Here is a 19,337-nt window from a genome sequence, read left to right as displayed (position 1 = left end):
GGTCAGGCCTCGTTCAGTTGGCGGGGGTCACGGCCGATGGGGTGCGGCTGGTTGCGCGCACGGGCCAGCTCGATCTGCTTCTGCCGCTCGCGGGCGCTTTCACGGGTCTTCTCCGGCAGCGAATCCCAGCAATGCGGGCAACTGACGCCGGGGCTGTAGAACTCGGACTGGCGATCTTCCACGGAAATCGGATTGCGGCAGGCGTGGCACTGATCGTAGTCGCCTTCGGACAGGTCGTGGCGCACGGTCACGCGGTTGTCGAAGACGAAGCAGTCACCGCGCCACTTGGTCTGCTCCTGCGGCACTTCCTCGAGGTATTTGAGGATGCCGCCCTTGAGGTGATAGACCTCCTCGAAACCCTCGCCGAGCATGTAGCTGGAGGCTTTCTCGCAACGGATGCCACCGGTGCAGAACATCGCCACTTTCTTGTGCTTGCTCGGATCGAAATGGGCCTTGACGTACTCGGGAAACTCACGGAACGACTTGGTCTTGGGGTCGATGGCGCCCTCGAAGGTGCCGATGGCCACCTCGTAGTCGTTGCGCGTGTCGATCAGCAGCACCTCGGGGTCGCTGATCAGGGCGTTCCAGTCCTGCGGTTCGACGTAGGTGCCGACACGCTGGTTGGGGTCGACGCCCGGCACGCCGAGGGTGACGATTTCCTTCTTCAGCTTGACCTTGGTGCGATAGAACGGCTGTTCATCGCAATAGGATTCCTTGTGGTCGATATCGGCCAGGCGGGCGTCCTGGCGGAACCAGGCGAGCAGCGCGTCGATGCCGGCGCGGCTGCCGGACACGGTGCCGTTGATGCCCTCTTCGGCGAGCAGCAGGGTGCCCTTGATGCCGTTGTCGAGCAGGGTTTGCAGCAGGGGTTCGCGTAGCGCCTGGTAATCCGGCAGGGAGACGAATTTGTACAGCGCCGCGACGACGATCTTGTCGGTCATGAATATTCTCTCAGTAGTCGCCCACGTAAAGGGCGGACTGGACTCGATCAGCTGCGCGTCGGCCCTGCTGCGTTAAAACAGACTGGGAATGCTCATGTACAAAAGTACACTGCGCTTCCTCGCCTGCTTTGACCAGCCGGAGGCTGTTACTCCCGTTGGTCGTGGCGCCTTGCATGGCTCTAGCTCGCTAGATCGAGAACCTAAACGAAAGCGCCGGCGTGGGCCGGCGCGGGAGCGATTGTAGCAAAGCAGAGAATCGCCGGGGCGGGTTGGCGACAAGGCGCGACAGCCTGTCACGCAGCCCGGATGCAATCCGGGAACTGCCGAGGGGTTTACCCGGATTGCATCCGAGCGACCTCAATGACCGCCGCGGCAGGTCGGCGAGGCCGGGGCTACGCCCTGCTCTGCCCATTCCTGTGGGGTATAGGTATGCAGGGCCAGGGCATGGATCTGCCCCATCAGTTCGCCGACGGTGGCGTAGACCTTCTGATGTCGCTTGACCGCATTCAGCCCAGCGAACGCCGGGCTTACGATCACCGCCTTGTAGTGGGTCTCCAGGCCGCGGCTGTGCATATGACTTTCGTCCAGCACCTCCAGGTGCTCAGGCTGCAGCGCGGCCAGGGCGGCGGTGATCAGGTCTTGCTTGGACATCTTGAGCTCCATCAGGGTTGTTTCGGCAGGCCGAGCTCGCTGCTCATGTCCGCCAGCAGCTTGTTCACCTCGGGCACGGCGCTTTCCAGCTTGCTCTGGGTGATCTGCGCGGATTGCGCGGTCAGGGTCGGCATCTTCTGCAGCACCTTCTGCCCCAGCGGCGACTCATAGAAGGCGATCAGGTCCTTGAGCTCCTGCTCGTTGAAGTTGCTGGTGTAGAGCTTGACCATGTCAGGCTTGAGCTTGTCCCAGCCCACCGCCTTGTCCAGCGCGGCATTGGCCTTGGCCTGATAGCTTTCCAGCACCGCCTTCTTGCCACTCGGCGCCTCGGCGAAACGCTGGGCGAACATCTGCTGCACCTGGCCGTACACCGGCACGGTCAGCTTGTCGGCATGGGCCAGTTTGAGAAAACGCTCGGCATCGGCGGCGTGGCTGGCAGCATCGGCCATGGCCAGGGATGCGCTCGCGCTGAGCAGAACGGCGGTGCAGAGTTTGGAAAAACGGAGCATGGAGAGCGTCCAGTGGTTGTGAATGAGTCTGGGTAGACTACGAAGGCAGCATTTTGTGCCCTGCGCCAAAATCCCTCAAGGGAGGCGAGTTGTGCACCAGCTCACAGACGCCCTGCACACTGGTGCACCCACTGGTCAGTTGCCAAATTGCCAGTACTTGCCCATGCTTGGGCCAGCTCGGCATCCTGCGTCATATTCGCCAGTCTTATCAAGGCATGCGCACTCCCGACCCGGCGACTGAACGCCAGCCTGCGCACATACATGGACGTGCCCGATGACCAGCCTCACCTCACATGCCCCCTTTCCACTTCAACCTCTGTGCGACAGCAAGGGCCGCCTGCAGGACGAGGCCATCGGCTGGTCCAGCCGCCCGCTGGTGGACTGTGCTCTGCACGGCCACCTGGGACGGCGCAAACGCTGGAATCACTGGTGCATCACCACGCCACAATGGATGCTCGCGCTAACCCTGGCCGATCTTGACTACCTCGGCTACGGCGCCGCCTACTTTCTCGATCTGCAATCCGGCCAGTCGGTTGCCCGAGCCCAGTTCCGACTTTTCGCCTTTGGCTGCCAGTTACCCGATCTGCCACTGGAAAGCCACGCCTTCAATCATTCCCGCCTGCAGCTGCGCGCCGACGAGCACCCGGGGCGTTTGCGTCTTACCGCATCGGCACCTGACATCGGCGGCCAGCCGCTACAAATCGCCCTGGACATTCAGCGCCCTGCCCACCTGCAGTCGGTCAACCTGGTGGCCCCACTGCAAAATGGCGGTTTTCATGCCACCAGCCGCCAATTGGGCCTGCCCACGGCAGGCAGCCTGCAACTGGGTAGCAAGCAGTACAGCTGCGTGCCGGGGCAAAGCTTCGCCGCGCTGGACTTCGGCCGCGGCGTCTGGCCGCTGCACAGTCACTGGCAGCGAGCGGCCTTCGCCGCTGCTGGGGGTATCGCCGGCAACTTCGGCACGGGCTGGCTGGACCACAGCGGCCTTTCGGAGAACACGCTTTGGTTCGGCGGTGAAGTACAACTGCTCGATAGCCCGCTGCATATCGTCCGCAGCTCGCAGGCGCCGCTGGCCCCCTGGCGCCTGGACAGCGAGGACGACCGGGTGTCCCTGCGGTTCACCCCCCGCCAGCTACATAGAGCCTGCCCCAAGTTCGGCCCCTTCCACGCCCACACCATGCAGCGCTTCGGCCACTACGATGGAGTGCTGCGCGGCCCGAAGGGCGAGCGCGTCGCAGTAGACAGTGCATTGGGTTGGCTGGGTGAAACCCACGCCCGCTGGTAATCGACGCGATAGATAAGTTGCGGAACCAGTCTCCGGCGGCGCGACCTAAACTGCCAGCAACCTCGAACATGCCCGGAGAACGCCATGAGCCGCACCGAAACCGACAGCATCGGCCCCATTGAAGTCCCCAACGACGCTTACTGGGGCGCGCAGACCCAGCGCTCGCTGATCAACTTCGCCATCGGCCAGGAGCGTATGCCGCTGGCAGTACTGCATGCCCTGGCGCTGATCAAGAAAGCTGCTGCGCGGGTCAACAGCCGCAGCGGCGAACTGCCGGCAGACATCGCCCGGCTGATCGAGCAGGCAGCCGATGAAGTGCTCGAAGGCCAGCACGACTCGCAATTCCCCCTGGTGGTCTGGCAGACCGGTAGCGGCACGCAGAGCAACATGAATGTCAACGAGGTGATCGCCGGTCGCGCCAACGAACTGGCCGGTGGCCAGCGTGGCGGCAAGAGCCCGGTACACCCCAACGACCACGTCAACCGCGCACAGAGCTCCAACGACTGCTTCCCCACCGCCATGCATATCGCCGCCGTCCAAGGCGTACGTCATTGCCTGCTGCCGGCGCTGGCCGAGCTGCGTGACGGCCTGCAAGAGCAGGCTCAGCGCCACGCCAACCTGGTCAAGACCGGGCGTACCCATATGATGGATGCCACGCCCATTACCTTCGGCCAGGAACTATCCGCCTTCGTCGCCCAGCTTGGCCATGCCGAAGCGGCCATTCGCGCCGCCCTGCCCGCCGTCTGCGAGCTGGCCCAGGGTGGCACCGCGGTCGGCACCGGTTTGAATGCGCCGGCCGGTTTCGCCGAGGCCATCGCCGCCGAGCTTGCGGCCCTTTCCGGCCTGCCGCTGACCAGCGCACCGAACAAATTCGCCGCATTGTCCGGGCACGAGCCGCTGGTGCAGCTCTCCGGGGCGCTGAAAACACTGGCCGTGGCATTGATGAAACTGGCCAACGACCTGCGCCTGCTCGGCTCCGGCCCACGCGCCGGCTTTGCCGAAGTGCGCCTGCCGGCCAACGAGCCGGGCAGCTCGATCATGCCCGGCAAGGTCAACCCGACCCAGTGCGAAGCGCTGTCGATGCTTGCCTGCCAGGTGCTGGGCAACGATGCGACCATCAGCTTCGCCGCCAGCCAGGGGCACCTTCAGCTCAACGTGTTCAAGCCGGTGATCATCCATAACCTGCTGCAGTCGATCCGCTTGCTCGCCGACGGCTGCCGCAACTTCCAGCAGCACTGCGTGGCCGATCTCCAGCCGGATGCCACACAGATGGCCGCGCATCTGGAGAACGGCCTGATGCTGGTCACCGCGCTGAACCCGCATATCGGCTACGACAAGGCAGCGGAGATCGCCAAAAAGGCCTATGCCGAGGGCAGTACCCTGCGCCAGGCTGCACTGCAGCTCGGTTATCTGACTCAAGAGCAGTTCGATCAGTGGGTCAGGCCGCAGGACATGCTCGGAGCCGCGCGGCATGACTGAGGGCAAGAGCGGCGCCACACCACTGGAAGGCGATGGCAAACGAATCCTGCTGATTCTAGGCACACCGAAGAAGGACAGCCTCTGCCATGCTCTGGCCGAGGCTTATAGCCACGGCGCACGCAGCAAGGGCCATGTGGTCCGCCAGTTGAAGCTGGGCGAAATGCAGTTCGACCCGATACTGCGCGACGGCTACGAACAGAGCCAGAGCCTGGAGCCGGACCTGCTCGAGGCCCAGCGTCTGATTCACTGGGCGGAGCATCTGGTGTTCGTCTACCCCGTGTGGTGGGGCGGTATACCGGCTTTGCTCAAGGGCTTCTTCGACCGGGTGTTCCTGCCCGGCTTCGCCTTCAAGTACCGCAACCGCTCGCAACTCTGGGACAAGCTGCTCAGCGGGCGCAGCGCCGACCTGCTGGTGACCATGGACACGCCACCCTGGTACTTCCGCTGGATCTATGGCGCTCCGGCCCATCGGCAGATGGTGCGCACCATCCTCGGTTTCTGCGGCATAAGGACCCGCCGCCTGAGCGAATTCGCTCCGGTGCGGCCGGCCAGCGAGGAACAACGCCAGAGCTGGCTGCGTAAAGCGGAAGCATTGGGCACAAAGGCGTGAACCTGAGCAGGCGCCTCTCTACGGATGCGTACTGCCCTCTTGCCCACTACCCGCCCACCACAACGCCAACGGCCCCAGCGTCAGTAACAGGCCCATCAAGGCGAACGCCGCCCACCAGCCAAGCAACTGCTGATCGCCCAGGGCATCGAGGGTCATGCCGAACAGCAGCGGACCGAGAAAGGCACCAGTGAAACCGGTGCAGGAATACAGCGCCATTGCTGCGCCGCGGTGACTGGCTGGGGCAACGCTGACCAGCCCGGCGGTCAGCGAGGCGGAGTCGGCTGTCACGGTCACCGCATAGAGCATAACCAGCCCCAGCATCACCCAGAACGGCAGCGCCGCTCCCAGGCCGACCAGGGCCGCCAGCAGAGCAGAACTAAGCATCACGCCGATCAGCCAGCGCTGCCGACCGAAACGCAGCGCCAGCTCATTGCCGAGAATGCTCGACGGCATGCCGATCAGCGTCGCCAGCATCGCCACCCAGGTACCGGACAGCCAGGGATCGACGCCCTGAAAATGCCCGGAGAACACCACGAAGGCCACCAGCCAGGCGCGCAGCGCGAACAACTCCAGGTTGTGCATCGCGTAGGCCAGGCAGTAGGCCAACACCGCACGGCTTTTCAGCGGTGCCAGATCCAGTAGCTTGCGCGGTGCATGCGCTGCCACCGGTTTCGGCGCCAGCCCCCAGTACACCAACGCCCAGGCCAGCAGCGCGCAGGCGCCGCTAAGCAGTGCCGGCAGCTGCCAGCCGCCGAGCTTGGCCAGTTCACCGGACAGGGTGAAGGACAGCGCAGTGCCCAGGCCGAAGCTGGCGGTGTAGAAGGCGATGGCACGCGATTGCGAGGCACCGTCGATGCGCTCCGACAGCGCCTTGAGCCCCGGCATATAGGTGCCCGCCAGGCCGATGCCGGCCAGCACGCGCCAGAGCAGCGCCGACCAGAAACCATCGGCGAAGACGAAGCCGGCGCTGGCCACCGCCGTCAGCAGCATGGCCCACAGGTAGATCAGCCGGGCGTCATAACGGTCGGTCAGACCGGTGAGCACCGGCACGGCCAGCATATAGCCGAGAAAGAAGCCGCCGCCGATCCAGCCCGCCTCGGTATTGCTCAATCCCCAGAGCACCTGGAATTGCGGCAGCAGTGCGGCGAACAGAGCAAAGCCGGCCATGCCCAGGGTTTCGGCAGTGCAAAGCAACAGAGTGATGCGGCGGGCGTTCATGGGTTCTCTTGACTGTCGGAAAACAAATCGGAAGGCCTGACCCTGTAACGGCAGGCCAGGCCAGCCTGAGTTTCTCGGTTACGGGCGATACGGACTCACAGCACCAGACCGTCACGCGCCAGCGTCACACCAGGCGGCAAGGCGTCGGGATGCTCCAGCAGCCAGGCATCGAAACTGTGACCGATATGGGTCAGCACCGCTTGCGCAGGCTGCAGGTGAGCGATGACTTCCAGCGCGCGGGTCAGGTCATTATGGTTGCGCGGTGCCACCGGCTGCGGTGCGGTGGAGCAATCGAGCACCAGCAGATCCAGCGGCGCACGTTCAAGCTCGGCGCAGCTGGCCTCGGGCACGCCGACCGTGTCGGTCAGGTAGGCGATACGCCTGCCCTGCCCTTCGAACCCCTTCCGCTCAAGCAAATACCCAAAGGTTGGCTTGGAGTGGGTCAGCGGCAGCGCAGTGACCAACAGTTCACCCAGTTGGCGGCGCTCGAAGGCAGCGAAAGGCTGGCTGAAATCAAGAATGCCGGGATGCTTGTACAGATCGGCCAACCCTTCCGGGTCTTCCGGGCCGTGCACCGGAATCACCAACCCCTGCCCCCAGCGCAGATGCAGTAAACCCTGGGCGTGATCTGCGTGGTAGTGGGTCTGCAGGATGCCGCTGAGGCTGTGCGGCGCGAAGCGCTCGGTGAGATCGGTCAGGCCGCTGTCGATCAGCCAGCGCTGCGCGCCGCATTCGATCAGCGCGCAACAGGGGCCACGGCGCCGCGCCGGATACACGCGCGCCGCATCGCAGGCCGGGCAACTGCAGTTGTACACGGGCACCTGACGGGCATCGCCGGTGCCGAGCAGGGTCAGGCGCATCGACGCATCTCGTCGAGCAGCTGCAGCAGGCGGCTGACGGTGTGCGGCAGGGGGCCGGAGTTGTCCAAGACGATAGTGTCGGCCTGATCGCCCCTCTCCCCCGGCCCCTCTCCCATAAATGGGAGAGGGGAGTAAGCAAATTCGCGGCTGCGCGCCAGGCGCTGCTCGATCTGCTCCGGCGTCTCGCGGCCGCGAGCCAGCAAGCGCTGGCGCAGCACCGCCTCGTCGACATGCAGAAGAATCGCCAGCAGATCCGGATAGCGCTGGCGCGCAGCCTCGAGATGACCGCGTGAGCCATTGATCAGCACATCCTGACCGGCGCTCAGCCAGTCGTCGATCTCGCGCGGGATACCGTAGGCCAGGCCATTGGCGTGCCAGCTCAGGGCAAAGGCACCCTCGCCTTCCAGGCGCTCGAACTCCGCGGGGCTGACCCCCAACGCGTCCTCGCCGACGGACTCGGCGCTGCGGGTAATCACCCGCCGGGCGAAACGGCAGCCGTGCGCCTCCAGCGGCGCACGCGCGGCTTGCAACAGGCTGTCCTTGCCCGAGCCCGAAGGCCCCATCAGATAGATCAACCTGCCCTGCATCAGAATACCCTTCGTGCTTGGCGCCACACCTGCTGGATCACCGGCTGCTCGCCATGCGCCCTGGCCTGCACCAGGTCGGCGCGCAGACCGACACGGATCTCGCCGCGATCATCAAGTCCGGCTGCCCTGGCCGGCGCGCGGCTCACGGTGGCGATGGCCGCAGGTAGATCATAGTCGTTGTCCTGCCCGACGAGCAGCCAGGCCGCATGCAGCAGGCTGGCCGGATAATAGTCGCTGGAGAGGATATCCAGCACACCGTGGCGCGCCAGTTCGGCGGCGGCGATATTGCCCGAGTGCGAGCCGCCGCGCACCACATTCGGCGCGCCCATCAGCACCTTCAACCCCAGCTCGTGGCTGGCCTTGGCCGCTTCCAGGGTGGTGGGGAACTCGGCGATGGCCATGCCGAAGCCGGCCGACTCCTGCACGTGGGCCAGGGTCGCGTCATCATGACTGGCCACCGAAATGCCCCGGACGTGGCAGTCCTCGACGATGGCGCGACGCTGGCAGTCGCTGTACTGGCGCGAATTGGCGATCTGCTCCTGGAGAAAATCCTCCATTTCCGCCGGGCTCAGGTGGTACTTGCCCATGTAGTACTCGCGGTATTTCTCCACCTTGGCGAACTGGCGCTGGCCGGGCGAGTGATCCATCACCGACACCAGCGCCACCAACGGGTGCTCCACCAGGTCGCGATAGATGGTCAGAGCATCGGGGTGGCACAGCTCGCAGCGCAGGTGCAGGCGGTGCTCGGCGCGGGTCTGCCCCGCCGCCTCGCTGGCGGCAATAGCTTCGATCATCGCCGGCAATTGCTGCATGCGCCGACCACGCGGGTTGATGTCACCGATGGACAGCGCATCGAACACCGTGGTGATGCCCGCGGCGACGATCTGCGCGTCGTGGGTCAGCACCGCCGAAGCCGAAGGCCAATCCACGCCAGGCCTGGGGCTCATGTGTTTTTCCAGGTTATCGGTGTGCAGCTCCACCAGCCCCGGCAGCAGGTAATCGCCGCCCAGGTCCTGGGCCTGCGGCAGGCGACAGGCGCCCTCGTCCACTGCGGCGATCAGCCCGTCGCGCAGCAACAGGGTGCCGAGGAACTCGCGCTCAGCGGTGACGATACGGGCGTTGCTGAGAATCTGTTCAGACGACATAGACGTACTCCGGTTGCGCCGCGGCGGCGCTCATGTCGAGGTAACGGTCGGCCACCGCCTCGCGGGCGATGCGGTCGTGGAAGATGCCGATCAGCGCGCTGCCGGCCGCCTTGGCTTCAAGAATCAGCTCCAGCACCACCTGACGGTTGGCCTCGTCCAGCGAGGCGGTGGGTTCGTCGAGCAACAGCACCGGCCACTCGACCATGAAGCCGCGGGCGATGTTGACGCGCTGCTGCTCGCCGCCGGAGAAGGTGCCCGGCGCCAGCTGCCACAGCGCCTCGGGAATATTCAGCCGGCTCAGCAGGGCCTTGGCTCGCGCCTCGGCGTCCCTGCGCGTCCAGCCGCGGGCCAGCGCCGGCTCCATCACCACGTCCAGGGTCGACACGCGCGGGATCACCCGCAAAAACTGGCTGACGTAACCCAGGCTCTGCCGGCGCACCGCCAGCACCTGGCGCGGCTCGGCGCCGACCAGCTCCACCGGCTCGCCCTGGTGGCGGATGCGAATGCTGCCGCCCGCCGCCAGGTAGTTGCCGTACAGGGTGCGCAGCAGGGTCGACTTGCCGGTGCCGGACTGCCCATGCAGCACCAGGCACTCGCCGCCGCGCACGGCGAAATTCAGGTCACGCAGCACCTGCAGGACGACGCCGTTCTGCTGGTGCAGGGTGAAGGTCTTGCTGAGGCCGCTGACCTCGATCAGGTTGTTCATGGTCAATAATCTCTGCGTGCGTGGGAGGGGCTTTAGCCGCGACAAAAGGGATCGCGGCTAAAGCCCCTCCCACAAGACGGAATCAAGGCTGCAACACCGACGACACCAGAAGCTGCGAATAGGGATGCTGCGGGTCGTCGAGAATCTGATCCGTCAGCCCCGCCTCCACCACGCGCGAGCGGCGCATCACCATCAGGCGGTCGGCCAACAGGCGCGCCACCGCCAGGTCGTGGGTGACGATCACCACCGCCAGGTCCAGCTCGCGCACCAGGCCACGCAGCAGGTCGAGCAGGCGCGCCTGCACCGACACATCGAGGCCCCCGGTCGGCTCGTCCATAAACACCAGGCGCGGCGCGGAGACCAGGTTGCGGGCAATCTGCAGACGCTGCTGCATGCCGCCGGAGAAGGTGCGCGGCAGGTCGTCTATACGCGCCGGGTCGATCTCCACCTGGCTCAGCCAGTCGAGCCCGGCGGCACGCAGTTCACCGTAGTGGCGCACGCCCTGGGCCATCAGCCGCTCGCCGATGTTGGCGCCGGCCGACACCGCCATGCGCAGGCCGTCACGCGGGTTTTGCTCGACGAAGCCCCACTCGGTCCGCAACAGCGTGCGCCGCTCGGCCTCGCTGGCGCTGTACAGGTCGAGCCACTGACCACTGCGCGCGCGATAACTCACGCTGCCGCGATCCGGCGGGCAGCGCCCGGAGAGCAGGCTGAGCAAGGTGGACTTGCCCGAGCCGGACTCCCCGACTATGCCCAACACCTCGCCGGGATAGAGGTCGAAGCTCACGCCCTGGCAGCCCTTGTCCGGGCCGTACAGGCGGGTCAGGTCGCGCGCCGAGAACAGCGGCTCGGCCGCTGTCACGGCAGGTTGCAGAGGTTCGGCGGCGCTCATTGCAGGTTCTCCTCGGTACGCTGGCGGCAGTAGTCGGTGTCGGAGCAGACGTAGCGCTTGCTGCCGGCGTCGTCGACAATCAGCTCGTCGAGGAAGGACTCGCTGCTGCCGCAGAAGGCGCAGCACTCGTCCCAGCGCTGCACGGCGAAGGGGTGATCCTCGAAGTCCAGGCTGACCACGCGGGTAAAGGGCGGTACCGCGTACAGGCGCTTTTCACGGCCGGCGCCGAACAGCATCAGCGCCGGGCTCATGTTCAGCTTGGGGTTGTCGAATTTCGGGATCGGCGACGGGTCCATCACGTAGCGCTCGTCCACCGTCACCGGGTAGGCGTAGGCAGTGGCGATATGGCCGAAGGTGGCGATGTCCTCGTACAGCTTCACGTGCATCACGCCGTAGTCTTCCAGCGCATGCATGGTCCGCGTCTCCTGCTCGCTCGGCTCGATAAAGCGCAGCGGCTCGGGGATGGGCACCTGGTAGACCATGATCTGCCCGGCCGACAGCGGGGTCTCCGGGATGCGGTGACGGGTCTGGATCACGCTGGCCTCCAGCGTACGCTCGGTGGTGGCGACGCCGGCGGTGCGGGCGAAGAAGCGGCGGATCGACACCGCGTTGGTGGTGTCATCAGCGCCCTGGTCGATCACCTTGAGCACGTCGTCCGTACCGAGAATGGCCGCAGTCAGCTGCATGCCACCGGTGCCCCAGCCGTAGGGCAGCGGCATCTCACGACCACCGAAAGGCACCTGGTAGCCGGGGATCGCCACTGCCTTGAGCAGGCCACGGCGGATCATGCGTTTGGTCTGCTCATCGAGATAGGCGAAGTTATAGGCCGACGCCTCGCGGGCGCCGCTTGCAGTGGAAAGGTTCATCAGCGGTTCTCCTCTGCCGACGCCTGGCGGCGCAGCTTGCGGATCAGTTCCAGTTCGGCCTGGAAGTCGACGTAGTGCGGCAACTTCAGGTGCGAGACGAAGCCGGCAGCCTCGACGTTGTCGCAGTGCATCAGCACGAACTCCTCCTCCTGTGCCGGGCCCGACACTTCCTCGCCGTACTCGCCGGCACGCAGGGCACGATCGACCAGGGCCATGCCCATGGCCTTGCGCTCGGCGTAACCGAAGGCCAGGCCGTAGCCGCGGGTGAACTGCGCCTGCTCGGCACTTTCACCGACGAACTGGTTGACCATCTCGCACTCGGTGATTTCGATGTCGCCCAGTGGCACGGCGAAGCCCAGTTCGGCGGGCGTCATCCACACTTCCACGTCGCCGATGCGGATCTCCCCGGCGAAGGGGTGGTTGCGTCCGTAACCACGCTGTGTGGAATAACCCAGCGCCAGGAGGAAGCCCTCGTCGCCACGGGCCAGCGCCTGCAGGCGCTCGGCGCGGCTGGCGGGAAAGGCCAGCGGCTCGCGGGTGATGTCGGGCACCGGCGCGCCGTCATCCGTCTCGCGGGCCATCAGGCCTTCGCCTGCGAGAAAATCCAGCACCCGCGGACAGGGTTTGGGCTCGTCGGCGAGCGAGGTTTGTGGCGCCGGATAGTCGCCCTCGGCCAGCAGGGCAAAGTCCAGCAGGCGGTGGGTGTAGTCGAAGGTCGGGCCGAGCAGCTGACCGCCGGGCAGGTCCTTGAAAGTGGCAGAGATGCGCCGCTCCAGCTGCATCTTCGTGGTATCCAGCGGCTCGCTGGCGCCGAAACGCGGCAGAGTGGTGCGGTAGGCGCGCAGCAGGAAGATGGCTTCCATCAGGTCACCGGCCGCCTGCTTGATCGCCAGCGCGGCCAGTTCCTCATCGTACAGCGAGCCCTCGCTCATGACGCGGGCCACGGCCAGCGGCAGCTGCTGGCGGATCTGCTCAACGCCCAGTTCGGCAACGGCGGTATCACCGCGGCGACGGTTGGCCAGCAGCTGATGGGCATTGTCGATGGCGCGTTCGCCACCCTTGACGGCGACATACATCAGGCAGCCTCCTCGGTTTCGATCAGCACGCGGGTGCTGCGCGGCAGGCCGATCACTTCCCCGCCCGCGGCGAAGAAGCAGTCCAGGCCACGGGGAAAGGCGCTGCGCGCCTGGCGCTGCTGCCAGAACGAGGCCGGCAGCGGCAGGTTGACGCTGCGCACATCCTTGATACCCGGACCGCGCCAGCGCAGGGCCGGGCCGGCGTGCAGATCACCCAGCTGGATCAGCAGCGTGCAGGACTGATCCGGGTAGCGTTCGCTGCCATTGTCGAAGTCCGACAAATCATCCAGTTCGCTCTCATCGAGCAGGGCGAACAGGGCGATCTCGCGCTCGGCGACGATCGGGCAGCCGCAATGGAAGGCCAGGTTGGCGCGGATCAGCGGCGTATCGAAGCGCGGGGCCAGCCACAGCGGCGTGTCGCTGTCGAGAAAGGCCAGGCACAGACCATAGGTGGCCGGGGCCAGGTCGCCCAGGGCATGGGCGCGGTCCATGGCGCGTGGCAGACCCGGTTCGGCCAGGGCGCCGAGGGCGGCGCGGAAGCTGACCTGGGCATCGAGCACCGGGTCGTCGAAAGCCGGTTGCAGCCAGTGCGAGCTGTGCGGCGTAGTCATCAATCCTCTCCTCTGACCAGGGTGAAGAATTCCACCTGGGTGGTGGCGCTGCGCGCGGCCCGGGCCAGGCGCTGCTCGCGCTGCTGGCGAGCCATGGGTTCGATCAGGTCACTGAGCCAGCGCGCCTGATCGCTGCCCTGCAGGTGGGCGTCGGCCAGGGCGGCCAGTTCGGCGCGGCGCTTGTCGCGGCCGGCCAGGTAGCTGTAGCCGGTGCGGCCGTCAGCCAGGCGCACCACGCAGCGGGTCACGGTCATCTCGCCCAGGTTGAAGGCGCTGCCGGTGCCGCCCATGCGCCCGCGCACCAGGGTCATGCCCACCTCGGGGGCGCGGATCAGCTGGTAGGCGCTGTCCTTCAGCGCCGCCTCGTGGGCATCGAGGGCGCTGCCGGCACGGGCCAGCACGCCCATCCAGCGCTGGCGCGCGGCGATGTTCGGGTCGGTTTCGTTCATGCGGGTCTCCATCAGGTCGCTACCTGGTACTGGAAGCGGTCGGCGCGGCTGCTGGACTGCGCCAGCTCTACCGCCCGACCAGCGGGATCGCGGGACAAAGTGAGCACGCTGAGCAACGGCGCGTGGCGTGGCATCAGCAAGTGCGCCGCCTCTTCGCGGCTGGGCAGGCGCGCACCGATCAGGCTGAAGGTGCGCGTCAGCGGCAGGTCGCGCTCGGCCAGGTACTGGCGCAGCGAACCGCCCTGGTAGTCAGCCAACTGTGGTGCCAGGCTGGCGCAGAAACGGTGGCGGATCAGGCTCAGCGGCTGCCCCTCGAGCAGGCGCAGGGTGGTCAGCTCGATCAGCTCGCTGCCGTCGGACAATTGCAGATGCCGACATTCCTCACTGCTGCCAGTACGGCGCAGGCGCTCGATCAGCCTCGCCTCGACGCGGTGGCCGAGCGCAGACAGCGACTGGCTGAAGGCACTGCCCGCCTCCACCGGGTACACCAGTGGCTTGGCCAGCACCTGGGTACCTTTACCCTGACGGCGCAGCAGGCGGCCTTCGAGCACCAGCTCGTCCACCGCGCGGCGCAGAGTGTGGCGGTTGACGGAAAAGCGCGCGGCCAATTGCATCTCGCCCGGCAGGTAGTCGCCCGGGCTCATGCGCTGCACGTCTTCGCGCAGCACGGCGGCCAGCTCGCGGTACAGCGGTTCGCTTTGTCTAGACAAGTTCATCGTTTGAAAAGGGCGCACGCGGGCGCCCTCCTCCTCCTTCAGATAAAGAGCTTGCGCAGGCGCTGGGACAGGATGTCGATGGCGCTCACCACCAGGATGATCACGATCAGCAGCGCGCAGGTCTGGGCGAACTGGAAGCCGCGAATCGCCTCCCAGAGAATCACCCCGATGCCGCCGGCGCCGACCATGCCGACCACCGTGGCCGAGCGCACGTTGGACTCGAAGCGGTACAGCGAGTAAGAAATCCACAGCGGCAGCACCTGCGGGATGACGCCGAAGATCACTTCCTGCAGGGCACTGGCACCGGTGGCACGCACGCCTTCGACCGGGCCCGGATCGATGGCCTCGACCGCCTCGGCGAACAGCTTGGCCAGCACCCCCGTGGTGCTGATGAACAGCGCCAGCACGCCGGCGAAGGGGCCGAGGCCAACCGCGACGACGAAGAGCATGGCGAAGACCATTTCATTGATCGAACGGCAGGCATCCATCACCCGGCGCACCGGCTGATACACCCACCAGGGCACGATGTTCTCGGAACAGAGGATGCCCAGCGGAATGGCGCAGAGAATGGCCAGCACCGTGCCCCACAGGGCGATCTGCACGGTGACCACCATCTCCTTGACGTAGTGCTGCCAGTTGCTGAAGTCCGGCGGGAAGAAATCGGCGGCGAAGGTGGCCATGTTGCCGGCATCGCGCACCAGCGCCAGCGGGTTCATTTCCGCGCCTCGCCAGGACCAGGCGAGCACGGCGAAGAACAGGCCCCAGCCGATCAACTGCAGCCAGCTGCGCTTGGTCTCGGCGATCGGGGTGGCGGTGGTCATTGTGGTCATGGGTAACTCTCGTTCACGCACTCAAAACGAGCCGCCATGTCGAAGCGCGGCGGCTCTCGGGGTCAGCCGGCGCTGGCGCCGTTCTTCTTCTCGAGTTCGGCCATGCGCTGCTCCAGCTTGGCCAGCTCGGCGTCCAGCTCCTTGAGCTGAGCCTGCTTGTCGGCGTCCTTGAGCTTGTCGTTGTTGGCCACTTCGGTACGCTTCTTGAACAGCTCGAGCTGACGAATCGGCAGCAGCTGATCGTTATCCGAAGGCTTGAACTGGCCCCACTGCAGGCCCTCGAGCACCTTCTTCTCTTCCGGCTTGGCGCCGTAGGTCATGAAGAAGTTGCGCAGCTTGTCGCGGGTTTCCTGCGGCAGGTTCTTGCGCCAGACGATGGGGTCCGACGGGATCAGCGGCGAGGTCCAGATCACCTTTAGCTGCGCCGCCTTGTCCGGCGCAGTCACTTCCAGGCGCTCCATGCCCTCGCTGTTGAAGGTGCCGACATCGACCTGCTTGTTGGCCACCGACAACGCGTTGACCTCGTGGCTGCCGTTGAGCGAGCGCTTGAAGATCTTGCTGGCGTCGGCGTTGTTCTGGGCGAATACGTAGTAGCCAGGCACCAGATAGCCGGAGGTGGAGTTGGGATCACCGTTGGCGAAGGTCAGGCTCGAAGCGTTCTTGAGCATGTCCTCGGCCGAGTTGATCGGGCTGTCCTTGTGCGCCACCAGCAGGCTGTAGTAGCCCTGGGCACCGTTGGCCGCCACGGTCTGGGCGAAGATCTCGCCACCAGCGCGGTCAACCGCCTCCATTGCCGACTTGTTGCCGTACCAGGCCACGTCGACCTTGTCGAAGCGCATGCCCTGGATGATCCCGGCGTAATCAGGCGCGAAGAAGGCGTTGATCTTCACTCCGGTCTGCTTGCTCATGTCGGCCAGGAAGGGATCCCACATGGCCTTGAGGTTCTGCGAGGACTCGGTGGAAATGATGCCGAAATTGAGTTCCTCGGCGGCCTGGGCCGAGCCCAGCAGGGAACCGGTGACGAGCGCAGAGGCAGCCAGCACCTGGCCGATGCGTTTGAACATGGAGCACACTCCTGTTGCGGGTTGGCGTTGGTTTTTCGAATGAGGAAGTGACGTCAGGCCTTGGCCAGCGTCAGCGGACGTTCCGCGGCACGCGGGCGCTGCCCTTGCGGCAGCAGCAGGCTGATATCGAGATCGCCGCCGTAGAGGTCGTTGAGGAAATCGGGGTTGAAGCTGTCGGTGGGGCCGTCGAAATGAATGCGCCCGCCCTTGAGCGCCACGGCGCGCTGGCAATAGCGCACCGCGTAGTCAACCTGATGCAGGGTCACCACCACCGTCTTGCCGTCGCGACGGTTTATGTCAGCGAGAATTTCCATCACCTTGCGCGCCGACTCCGGATCAAGCGAGGCGATCGGCTCGTCGGCAAGAATCACCTCGGCCTGCTGGCACAGCGCGCGGGCGATGGCCACGCGCTGTTGCTGGCCGCCAGACAGGGTCGAGGCGCGCTGCGCAGCGAACTCGGCCAGACCGACCCGCTCCAGCGCCTGCATGGCGCGCTGTTTTTCTTCGACCGAGAACAGGCTGAGGCTGCCACGCCAACGCGGCATGCGACCGAGGCCGCCGAGCAGTACGTTCTGCAGAACGCTTAGGCGGCCGACCAGATTGAACTGCTGAAAGATGTAGCCGATATCGGCACGCTGGCGACGCACGTCGCCATTGAGGCGGCCATCGGCCTGCACCTGGCGCCCGAGCACTTCGATGCTGCCGGCATCGCCGCGGGCCAGTCCGGCGAGATGACGCAGCAGCGTCGACTTGCCCGAACCGGAAGCGCCGATCAGCGCCACCATCTCACCCGGCTGCACCGACAGCGCCAAGTCGAACAAGGCCTGTTTACGGCCGAAGCTCTTGTTCAGACGGTCGACTCGAATCGCTGCGCTCATATGCTGGCCCTCTACTATCATCAATGATCAGAAGGCGACGCGACCGCCATCTGGTGTAGACCAAGGTAGGCAGCTTCCATGTCAGAGCGGTTAAATGCAGGTGACGATTGGATGAAGGCGCTGGAATTTTTTCCAATGAGAAACGTCGAAGTGGACGCTTGTGCCAATTGCTACTCATTTCTGACGACCGGTGCTGGCACAACGCCCGTATATCGATCACAATGTGCCACGTATTTGGCGTCAAGGAACTGTTCAGATGGCCTTCGGGTCGTAATGACGCAGAACGCGATACCGGTTGAACGGCTAGTGCGAGACACGGTCAAACCGGTGACAATATCGACACTGATTACCAGTATCGCTCCCTGAACTAACCGGTAACGTATGCGCCCTATGAAACAGGCTATTTATTCCAGCCGCACGGCTGACAAATTTGTCGTTCGCTTGCCAGATGGCATGCGTGAGCGTATTGCTGACGTAGCACGCAACCATCACCGCAGCATGAACTCGGAAATCATCGCCCGCCTGGAGCAGAGCATGCTGCAGGAAGGCGCTCTGGATGACGATCTCAGTCTGCGTCTCGACAGCCCCGAACTGAGCCTTCATGAGCGTGAATTGCTGCAGCGTTTTCGTCAGCTGTCGCGCCGCCAGCAGAACGCGCTGGTCGCTCTGATTGCCCATGACGTGGAAATGGCCGCCGAAGAAGCCTGAGGCGAGCCCATTAAAAAACCGGCCTAGAGCCGGTTTTTTTATTCCTGCCATATTTGCCAGCAGCACTGCCGGGCAATAGGCGAAGCGCGGAGCGAACTCCGCGCCTTCATCAGCCAACGAAGCTGAGCAATACCCCCGCCGCTACGGCAGAGCCGATCACCCCGGCCACGTTCGGCCCCATCGCATGCATGAGCAGGAAGTTCTGCGGGTTGGCCTCCAGGCCGACCTTATTCGACACCCTCGCCGCCATCGGCACCGCCGATACACCTGCCGAACCGATCAGCGGGTTGACCTTGTTGCTGCTGAACAGGTTCATCAGCTTGGCCATCAATACCCCAGCCGCCGTACCGGCGCAGAACGCCACCATGCCAAGCATCAGGATGCCGAGGGTCTTGAGCTGCAGGAAGGCCTCTGCCGACAGCTTGGAGCCTACGGTCAGGCCGAGGAAGATGGTGACGATATTGATCAGCGCGTTGCGCGAGGTATCGGCCAGGCGCTCGACCACCCCGCATTCACGCAGCAGGTTGCCAAGGGCGAACATGCCGATCAGCGGCGCGGCATCGGGCAGCAGCAGACCGACCAGGATGCACAGCACGATGGGGAAGATGATCTTCTCGGTCTGCCCCACCGGACGCAATTGCTGCATGACGATGGCGCGCTCTTCCTTGCTGGTCAGCGCACGCATGATCGGCGGCTGTAGCAGCGGCACAAGCGCCATGTAGGCATAGGCCGCCACGGCGATGGGGCCGAGCAGGTCGGGCGCCAACTTGGAAGTGACGAAGATCGAGGTAGGCCCATCCGCCCCGCCGATAATGGCGATGGACGCCGCCTCCTTGAGCGTGAACTCCATGCCCGGGATGCCCAGTGCGGTGATCGCCAGCGCGCCCATCAGAGTGCCGAAGATACCGAACTGCGCGGCGGCGCCCAGCAACAAGGTTTTCGGGTTGGCCAGCATCGGGCCGAAGTCGGTCATGGCGCCGACGCCGAGGAAGATCAGCAACGGGAAGATGCTGGTCGGCAATCCCACTTCGTAGATCAGGTGCAGAAAGCCGGCACCTTCGGCCATGTTGGCCACCGGGATGTTCGACAGCAGACCGCCGAAACCGATGGGCACCAGCAGCAAGGGCTCGAAACCCTTCTTGATAGCCAGGTAGATCAGCAGCAGGCACACCGCGATCATGAAGGCCTGACCGGGCTCCAGATGGTACAGGCCGGTGCTTTGCCAGAGCTTGAGCAGCTTTTCCATGGTGCGCTCC

22 protein-coding genes are annotated in these 19,337 nt (G+C 65.1%); 4 read left to right on the top strand and 18 right to left on the bottom strand.

Features of this window, described 5'->3' with window-relative positions; translation table 11 throughout:
* Positions 1-2: 2 nt before the first annotated feature.
* The 3 genes from trhO to GYB81_RS04745 form a co-directional block, all read right to left on the bottom strand.
* The gene (gene trhO, locus GYB81_RS04755; protein WP_161866375.1) at positions 3-941 is read right to left on the bottom strand and encodes an oxygen-dependent tRNA uridine(34) hydroxylase TrhO; all 939 of its coding nucleotides are present in this window, start codon (positions 939-941) and stop codon (positions 3-5) included.
* 357 nt (positions 942-1,298) lie between these two features.
* Positions 1,299-1,592 (bottom strand): BolA family protein, encoded by a 294-nt coding sequence (locus tag GYB81_RS04750; RefSeq protein WP_024308745.1) that lies wholly within the window; start codon positions 1,590-1,592, stop codon positions 1,299-1,301.
* An 11-nt stretch (positions 1,593-1,603) separates the two neighbouring features.
* On the bottom strand, positions 1,604-2,101 hold the full coding sequence (locus GYB81_RS04745) for a DUF2059 domain-containing protein (protein WP_161866376.1): 498 nt from the start codon (positions 2,099-2,101) through the stop codon (positions 1,604-1,606).
* A gap of 274 nt (positions 2,102-2,375) precedes the next feature.
* On the opposite strand from GYB81_RS04745, the gene GYB81_RS04740 reads away from it, so the two are divergent.
* The 3 genes from GYB81_RS04740 (at position 2,376) to GYB81_RS04730 (ending at position 5,475) form a co-directional block, all read left to right on the top strand.
* Entirely contained in the window at positions 2,376-3,386 is a 1,011-nt protein-coding gene (locus GYB81_RS04740) for a DUF2804 domain-containing protein (RefSeq protein WP_161897743.1), read from the top strand.
* A gap of 84 nt (positions 3,387-3,470) precedes the next feature.
* Positions 3,471-4,865 (top strand): class II fumarate hydratase, encoded by a 1,395-nt coding sequence (locus GYB81_RS04735; protein ID WP_161866378.1) that lies wholly within the window; start codon positions 3,471-3,473, stop codon positions 4,863-4,865.
* Complete coding sequence (locus tag GYB81_RS04730) at positions 4,858-5,475, top strand: NAD(P)H-dependent oxidoreductase (protein ID WP_161866379.1); 618 nt, start codon at positions 4,858-4,860, stop codon at positions 5,473-5,475. The genes GYB81_RS04735 and GYB81_RS04730 overlap by 8 nt, the downstream gene beginning before the upstream one ends.
* Positions 5,476-5,493: 18 nt before the next feature.
* Here the strand turns inward: GYB81_RS04730 and GYB81_RS04725 are convergent, their stop codons facing one another.
* From GYB81_RS04725 to phnC, 14 genes are all read right to left on the bottom strand, one after another.
* Positions 5,494-6,693 (bottom strand): MFS transporter, encoded by a 1,200-nt coding sequence (locus GYB81_RS04725; protein WP_161866380.1) that lies wholly within the window; start codon positions 6,691-6,693, stop codon positions 5,494-5,496.
* 95 nt (positions 6,694-6,788) lie between these two features.
* Complete coding sequence (gene phnP, locus GYB81_RS04720) at positions 6,789-7,553, bottom strand: phosphonate metabolism protein PhnP (RefSeq protein WP_161866381.1); 765 nt, start codon at positions 7,551-7,553, stop codon at positions 6,789-6,791.
* On the bottom strand, positions 7,544-8,140 hold the full coding sequence (gene phnN / locus GYB81_RS04715; RefSeq protein ID WP_161866382.1) for a phosphonate metabolism protein/1,5-bisphosphokinase (PRPP-forming) PhnN: 597 nt from the start codon (positions 8,138-8,140) through the stop codon (positions 7,544-7,546). Before phnN ends, phnP begins: the two co-directional genes overlap by 10 nt.
* Positions 8,140-9,285 (bottom strand): alpha-D-ribose 1-methylphosphonate 5-triphosphate diphosphatase, encoded by a 1,146-nt coding sequence (locus GYB81_RS04710; protein WP_161866383.1) that lies wholly within the window; start codon positions 9,283-9,285, stop codon positions 8,140-8,142. The genes phnN and GYB81_RS04710 overlap by 1 nt, the downstream gene beginning before the upstream one ends.
* Positions 9,275-9,991 (bottom strand): phosphonate C-P lyase system protein PhnL, encoded by a 717-nt coding sequence (phnL, locus tag GYB81_RS04705; protein ID WP_161866384.1) that lies wholly within the window; start codon positions 9,989-9,991, stop codon positions 9,275-9,277. The genes GYB81_RS04710 and phnL overlap by 11 nt, the downstream gene beginning before the upstream one ends.
* A gap of 82 nt (positions 9,992-10,073) precedes the next feature.
* Positions 10,074-10,883, bottom strand: a complete 810-nt coding sequence (gene phnK, locus GYB81_RS04700) for a phosphonate C-P lyase system protein PhnK (protein WP_161866385.1) — start codon at positions 10,881-10,883, stop codon at positions 10,074-10,076.
* Positions 10,880-11,749, bottom strand: coding sequence for an alpha-D-ribose 1-methylphosphonate 5-phosphate C-P-lyase PhnJ (locus GYB81_RS04695; RefSeq protein WP_129483085.1), 870 nt, complete (start codon positions 11,747-11,749; stop codon positions 10,880-10,882). The genes phnK and GYB81_RS04695 overlap by 4 nt, the downstream gene beginning before the upstream one ends.
* The gene (locus tag GYB81_RS04690) at positions 11,749-12,825 is read right to left on the bottom strand and encodes a carbon-phosphorus lyase complex subunit (RefSeq protein WP_161866386.1); all 1,077 of its coding nucleotides are present in this window, start codon (positions 12,823-12,825) and stop codon (positions 11,749-11,751) included. Before GYB81_RS04690 ends, GYB81_RS04695 begins: the two co-directional genes overlap by 1 nt.
* Positions 12,825-13,436 carry a phosphonate C-P lyase system protein PhnH gene (gene phnH, locus GYB81_RS04685; protein WP_024308758.1) on the bottom strand — a complete coding sequence of 204 codons (612 nt, stop codon included), beginning with the start codon at positions 13,434-13,436 and terminating at the stop codon, positions 12,825-12,827. Before phnH ends, GYB81_RS04690 begins: the two co-directional genes overlap by 1 nt.
* The gene (gene phnG, locus GYB81_RS04680) at positions 13,436-13,885 is read right to left on the bottom strand and encodes a phosphonate C-P lyase system protein PhnG (RefSeq protein ID WP_003244506.1); all 450 of its coding nucleotides are present in this window, start codon (positions 13,883-13,885) and stop codon (positions 13,436-13,438) included. The genes phnH and phnG overlap by 1 nt, the downstream gene beginning before the upstream one ends.
* Before the next feature lie 11 nt (positions 13,886-13,896).
* Positions 13,897-14,619: a phosphonate metabolism transcriptional regulator PhnF gene (phnF, locus tag GYB81_RS04675; RefSeq protein WP_161866387.1), complete on the bottom strand. Its 723-nt coding sequence runs from the start codon at positions 14,617-14,619 to the stop codon at positions 13,897-13,899.
* Positions 14,620-14,639: 20 nt separating this feature from the next.
* Entirely contained in the window at positions 14,640-15,431 is a 792-nt protein-coding gene (phnE, locus tag GYB81_RS04670; protein WP_161866388.1) for a phosphonate ABC transporter, permease protein PhnE, read from the bottom strand.
* A 62-nt stretch (positions 15,432-15,493) separates the two neighbouring features.
* On the bottom strand, positions 15,494-16,495 hold the full coding sequence (gene phnD / locus GYB81_RS04665) for a phosphonate ABC transporter substrate-binding protein (RefSeq protein ID WP_161866389.1): 1,002 nt from the start codon (positions 16,493-16,495) through the stop codon (positions 15,494-15,496).
* A gap of 53 nt (positions 16,496-16,548) precedes the next feature.
* Complete coding sequence (gene phnC, locus GYB81_RS04660; RefSeq protein ID WP_161866390.1) at positions 16,549-17,373, bottom strand: phosphonate ABC transporter ATP-binding protein; 825 nt, start codon at positions 17,371-17,373, stop codon at positions 16,549-16,551.
* Between the two features lie 381 nt (positions 17,374-17,754).
* On the opposite strand from phnC, the gene GYB81_RS04655 reads away from it, so the two are divergent.
* Positions 17,755-18,081: an Arc family DNA-binding protein gene (locus GYB81_RS04655; RefSeq protein ID WP_003461866.1), complete on the top strand. Its 327-nt coding sequence runs from the start codon at positions 17,755-17,757 to the stop codon at positions 18,079-18,081.
* Between the two features lie 109 nt (positions 18,082-18,190).
* Here GYB81_RS04655 and GYB81_RS04650 read toward each other — a convergent pair whose 3' ends face one another.
* Positions 18,191-19,327: a sodium ion-translocating decarboxylase subunit beta gene (locus GYB81_RS04650; RefSeq protein ID WP_161866391.1), complete on the bottom strand. Its 1,137-nt coding sequence runs from the start codon at positions 19,325-19,327 to the stop codon at positions 18,191-18,193.
* Between the last annotated feature and the right edge of the window lie 10 nt (positions 19,328-19,337).

The sequence above is a fragment of the Pseudomonas yangonensis genome (genome assembly GCF_009932725.1).
Classification (GTDB): domain Bacteria; phylum Pseudomonadota; class Gammaproteobacteria; order Pseudomonadales; family Pseudomonadaceae; genus Aquipseudomonas; species Aquipseudomonas yangonensis.
Note: the sequence above shows the minus strand (reverse complement) of the source record. Positions and strands in the feature narration are given on the sequence as shown.

Excerpts from the sequence above, each read along its gene's own strand:
- trhO (WP_161866375.1), bottom strand. The coding sequence starts at position 941 with ATGACCGACAAGATCGTCGTCGCGGCGCTGTACAAATTCGTCTCCCTG.
- GYB81_RS04750 (WP_024308745.1), bottom strand. The coding sequence starts at position 1,592 with ATGTCCAAGCAAGACCTGATCACCGCCGCCCTGGCCGCGCTGCAGCCT.
- GYB81_RS04745 (WP_161866376.1), bottom strand. The coding sequence starts at position 2,101 with ATGCTCCGTTTTTCCAAACTCTGCACCGCCGTTCTGCTCAGCGCGAGC.
- GYB81_RS04740 (WP_161897743.1), top strand. The coding sequence starts at position 2,376 with ATGACCAGCCTCACCTCACATGCCCCCTTTCCACTTCAACCTCTGTGC.
- GYB81_RS04735 (WP_161866378.1), top strand. The coding sequence starts at position 3,471 with ATGAGCCGCACCGAAACCGACAGCATCGGCCCCATTGAAGTCCCCAAC.
- GYB81_RS04730 (WP_161866379.1), top strand. The coding sequence starts at position 4,858 with ATGACTGAGGGCAAGAGCGGCGCCACACCACTGGAAGGCGATGGCAAA.
- GYB81_RS04725 (WP_161866380.1), bottom strand. The coding sequence starts at position 6,693 with ATGAACGCCCGCCGCATCACTCTGTTGCTTTGCACTGCCGAAACCCTG.
- phnP (WP_161866381.1), bottom strand. The coding sequence starts at position 7,553 with ATGCGCCTGACCCTGCTCGGCACCGGCGATGCCCGTCAGGTGCCCGTG.
- phnN (WP_161866382.1), bottom strand. The coding sequence starts at position 8,140 with ATGCAGGGCAGGTTGATCTATCTGATGGGGCCTTCGGGCTCGGGCAAG.
- GYB81_RS04710 (WP_161866383.1), bottom strand. The coding sequence starts at position 9,285 with ATGTCGTCTGAACAGATTCTCAGCAACGCCCGTATCGTCACCGCTGAG.
- phnL (WP_161866384.1), bottom strand. The coding sequence starts at position 9,991 with ATGAACAACCTGATCGAGGTCAGCGGCCTCAGCAAGACCTTCACCCTG.
- phnK (WP_161866385.1), bottom strand. The coding sequence starts at position 10,883 with ATGAGCGCCGCCGAACCTCTGCAACCTGCCGTGACAGCGGCCGAGCCG.
- GYB81_RS04695 (WP_129483085.1), bottom strand. The coding sequence starts at position 11,749 with ATGAACCTTTCCACTGCAAGCGGCGCCCGCGAGGCGTCGGCCTATAAC.
- GYB81_RS04690 (WP_161866386.1), bottom strand. The coding sequence starts at position 12,825 with ATGTATGTCGCCGTCAAGGGTGGCGAACGCGCCATCGACAATGCCCAT.
- phnH (WP_024308758.1), bottom strand. The coding sequence starts at position 13,436 with ATGACTACGCCGCACAGCTCGCACTGGCTGCAACCGGCTTTCGACGAC.
- phnG (WP_003244506.1), bottom strand. The coding sequence starts at position 13,885 with ATGAACGAAACCGACCCGAACATCGCCGCGCGCCAGCGCTGGATGGGC.
- phnE (WP_161866388.1), bottom strand. The coding sequence starts at position 15,431 with ATGACCACAATGACCACCGCCACCCCGATCGCCGAGACCAAGCGCAGC.
- phnD (WP_161866389.1), bottom strand. The coding sequence starts at position 16,495 with ATGTTCAAACGCATCGGCCAGGTGCTGGCTGCCTCTGCGCTCGTCACC.
- phnC (WP_161866390.1), bottom strand. The coding sequence starts at position 17,373 with ATGAGCGCAGCGATTCGAGTCGACCGTCTGAACAAGAGCTTCGGCCGT.
- GYB81_RS04655 (WP_003461866.1), top strand. The coding sequence starts at position 17,755 with ATGCGCCCTATGAAACAGGCTATTTATTCCAGCCGCACGGCTGACAAA.
- GYB81_RS04650 (WP_161866391.1), bottom strand. The coding sequence starts at position 19,327 with ATGGAAAAGCTGCTCAAGCTCTGGCAAAGCACCGGCCTGTACCATCTG.